Below are 4,168 nucleotides of genomic sequence, written 5' to 3' on the forward strand. Positions count from 1 at the left end.
GGCCTCGGCGGCCTGCACCGCCACCATCGCACCACCAGAAGGCAACGCCTGCATCAACCGGCCACGCGCCGCCACCAACCTCGCCGCGTCCCCGAGCGAGAACACTCCCGCCACATGCGCCGCCACGATCTCGCCGACCGAGTGCCCGCCCACGAAGTCCGGCCGTATGCCGAAGGACTCCACCAGCCGGAACAGCGCCACCTCGACCGCGAACAGCGCGGGCTGAGTGAACTCCGTCCGGTCCAGTGCTTCGGCATCGTCGCCGAACAGGACATCCCGCAGTGGCCGCTCAAGGTGGGGATCCAGGAGCCCACTCACCTCGTCAAACGCCCGCGCGAACACGGGGAACCGGCCATACAGCTCCCGACCCATGCCCACCCGCTGCGAGCCCTGACCCGAGAACACCACCGCCACCCGGCCACCACCGACCACACCCCGGCCGAGGGTCACACCAGGCGCCTCCTCGCCCCGCGCCACAACGCCCAGCCCAGCGGCCAGCTCATCCGCCGTACCACCCACGACCACCGCGCGGTCCTCCAGCGCGGCCCGCCCGGAGGCCAGCGACCAGCCCACATCCACCGGCGACAGCTCAGTCGCGCCCTCCACCCGGGAGAACAACCGAGCCGCCTGGCCCCGCAGCGCGGCCTCGCCACGCCCCGACACCACCCACGGCACGACACCGGCCACCACCGCGCCCGCATTCGAAACGGGCTCCGACTCCGGGGCCTGCTCCAGGATGACGTGGGCGTTGGTCCCGCTGACACCGAAGGACGACACACTCGCCCGGCGCGGACGGCCATCGGCGTCCGGCCACTCCCGCGCCTCGTTCAGCAGCTCCACCGCACCGGCCGACCAGTCCACCTTGGTCGACGGCTCATCCGCGTGCAGGGTGCGCGGCAGCACACCGTGCCGCATGGCCTGCACCATCTTGATGACGCCCGCGACACCGGCGGCGGCCTGCGCATGCCCGATGTTGGACTTCAGCGACCCCAGCCACAGCGGCTCGCCTCCGGCACGCTCCTGGCCGTACGTGGCGATCAGCGCCTGCGCCTCGATCGGGTCGCCCAGCGTGGTGCCCGTACCGTGCGCCTCGACCGCATCCACATCCGCCGCCGCCACACCCGCATTCGCCAGCGCCGCACGGATCACCCGCTGCTGCGACGGACCATTGGGCGCCGTCAGACCGTTCGACGCACCGTCCTGGTTGACCGCCGAGCCCCGCACCACCGCAAGCACCCGGTGACCGTTACGGCGAGCATCCGACAGCCGCTCCAGCAGCAGCATGCCCGCGCCCTCGGACCATCCGGCACCGTTGGCGTCGTCCGAGAACGACCGGCACCGGCCGTCCGTCGACAGGCCGCGCTGACGGCTGAACTCCACGAAGACGGCCGGAGTCGACATCACCGTGACGCCACCGGCCAGCGCCAGCGAGCATTCGCGGTTACGCAGCGCCTGGGCCGCCAGGTGCAGCGACACCAGGGACGACGAGCACGCCGTGTCCACCGTCACCGCCGGGCCCTCAAGACCGAAGACGTAGGAGAGGCGGCCGGAGGCGACGCTGCCCGCACTGCCGTTGCCGAGGTACCCCTCGAAGCCGTCGGGCGTGACCCGCAGGCGCGATCCGTAGTCGTTGTACATGACCCCGGCGAAGACACCGGTGCGGCTGCCCCGCAGCGACTGCGGATCGACACCCGCACGCTCGAACGCCTCCCACGCGGTCTCCAGCAGCAGCCGCTGCTGGGGGTCGGTGGCCAGGGCCTCCCGGGGCGACATCCCGAAGAAGGCGGGGTCGAACTCGGCGGCGTCGTGCAGGAAGCCGCCCTCCCGGGCGTACGTCTTGCCCTGCCGGTCCGGGTCCGGGTCGTACAGGTCCTCGATGTCCCAGCCGCGGTCCACCGGGAACTCCGACACCGCGTCGACGCCCCGCGCGACCAGGTCCCACAGCTCCTCCGGCGACCGCACCCCGCCGGGGAAGCGGCAGCCCATGCCCACGATCACGATCGGGTCGTCATCGGCCGCGACCGCCGAAGCCACCGGCACCGCAGCCGTCTCCGTGGCGCCGAACAGCTCGGCATGCAGATGGACGACCAGAGCGGCCGGTGTGGGGTGGTCGAAGACGAGGGTGGCGGGCAGCCGCAGCCCGGTCGAGGCATTCAGCCGGTTCCGCAGGTCCACGGCGGTCAGCGAGTCGAAGCCGAGGTCCTTGAACGCCCGGCTCTCCTCCACCGCCCCGGCCGAGTCATGGCCCAGGACGGTCGCCACCTGCCCCCGTACGAGGTCCGACAGCGCACGCGTCCGCTCGCTCCGCGTCAGCCCGGCCAGCCGCTGCGCCAGGCCCTCCGCCGTCCCGGCACCCTCACCGGCCCGCGCCCGGCGCACCGGCCCCCGCACCAGTCCGCGGAGGATGGCCGGGACGGTCGCCTCCGCCGCGCGCAGCGCCGCCGCGTCGAACCGCGCCGCCAGCAGCAACGCCTCGTCCGCCGCGACACCGGCGTCGAACAGCGCAAGACCCTCGTCCGACGACAGCGCCCTCAGCCCCGAACGCGCCATCCGCGCCAGATCCGCCTGACCCAGCTCGCCCGTCATGCCACTGTGCTGCTCCCACAGCCCCCAGGCCAGCGAGGTCGCGGGCAGCCCCTCGGCGCGGCGTACGGCGGCCAGCGCATCGAGGAACACATTCGCCGCGGCGTAGTTGCCCTGCCCGGCGCTACCGAGCACACCGGCAGCCGACGAGAACAACACGAACGCCGAAAGCCCCAGCTCACGCGTCACCTCATGCAGATTCCACGCCGCGTCGACCTTCGGGCGCATGACGCCCTCCAGCCGTTCCGGCGTCAGCGCCGAGACCAGCCCGTCGTCCAGTACACCCGCCGTGTGCACCACCGCGCTCAACGGATGCTCGGCCGGAATCCCCGCCAGCACCTCAGCCAGCGCGTCCCGGTCGGCCACATCGCACGCGGCCACCGACACATCCGCACCCAGACCCGAAAGCTCAGCGACCAGCTCCGCCGCGCCCGCAGCCTCCGCACCGCGACGGCTCACCAGCAATAGCCGCCGCACACCGTGCTCGACCACCAGATGCCGCGCCACCAGACCGCCCAGCACCCCCGTGGCCCCCGTGACCAGCACCGTTCCGTCCCCGTGCCACGGCGCAGACGGCTGAGGCGCCGCCACGGCCCGCACCAGCTTCGGGGTACGGACGACCCCGTCGCGCACGGCCAGCTGCGGCAGGTCCGACGCCAGCAGCTCACCAGGCACACGGGTGGTGTCGTCGTCGGTGTCCACCAGCAGGAACCGGCCCGGGTTCTCCGTCTGCGCCGACCTCAGCAACCCCCAGACCGCGGCCGCCGCCAGATCCCGCACCGTCTCCCCGGCCTCGACCGCCACCGCGCCCGACGTCACCACCGCCAGCCGCGAACCGGCGAACCGCTCATCCGCCAACCACGCCTGCACCAACCCCAAGGCGCGCCCAACGGCCTCATGCGCAGCCCGCACCGTGTCCCCGGCAGCCGACGCCGCGAACGGAACCAGCACCACATCCGGCACCGAAGCCCCAGCCCCGACAGCCGCGCTCAACGCCTCCAGATCGGCATACGCAGCACCTTCCGCCGAACCCACCACGGCCACATCGGCAGACGCCACCGCATCCGACGGCACCGCGGCCCAGTCGACGCGGAACAGCGCATCCCGCGACCCACCGCTCACCGCACCGGCCAGCTGCTCGACATCCACCTCGCGCATGACCAGGGACTCGACCGCCGCGACGGGCTGCCCGGCACCATCCGCGACCGTCACCGACACCGCGTCCGTACCGGCCGGAGCCAGCCGCACCCGCAGCACACCCGCTCCGGCCGCGTACAACGACACACCACGCCACTCAAACGGCAACCGCGCCCGGTCCTCGGAGAAGAAGTCGCCGAACTTCACCCCGTGCAACGCCGCGTCCAACAGCGCCGGATGCACACCAAAGCGCGCCGCTTCCTCCTGCTGCTCCTCGTCCAGCGCGACCTCGGCGAACACCTCGTCCCCGCGCCGCCAGGCCGCCCGTACGCCCTGGAACACCGGCCCATAGCCATAACCAGCAGCGTCGAGGTCCGCGTACATGCCCTCCGCGGACACCGGCTCCGCGCCCACCGGCGGCCACACCGCCAGCTCATCGGCCACCGGC

At 72.8% G+C, this 4,168-nt stretch carries 1 protein-coding gene; it reads right to left on the bottom strand.

Going from position 1 to position 4,168, the window contains the following annotated elements; all coding sequences use genetic code 11:
• A partial coding sequence (locus tag LCH29_RS43525) for a type I polyketide synthase (RefSeq protein WP_446467214.1) occupies nt 1–4,168 on the bottom strand: 4,168 nt, incomplete at both ends.

The organism is Streptomyces sp. BRA346, assembly GCF_052851135.1.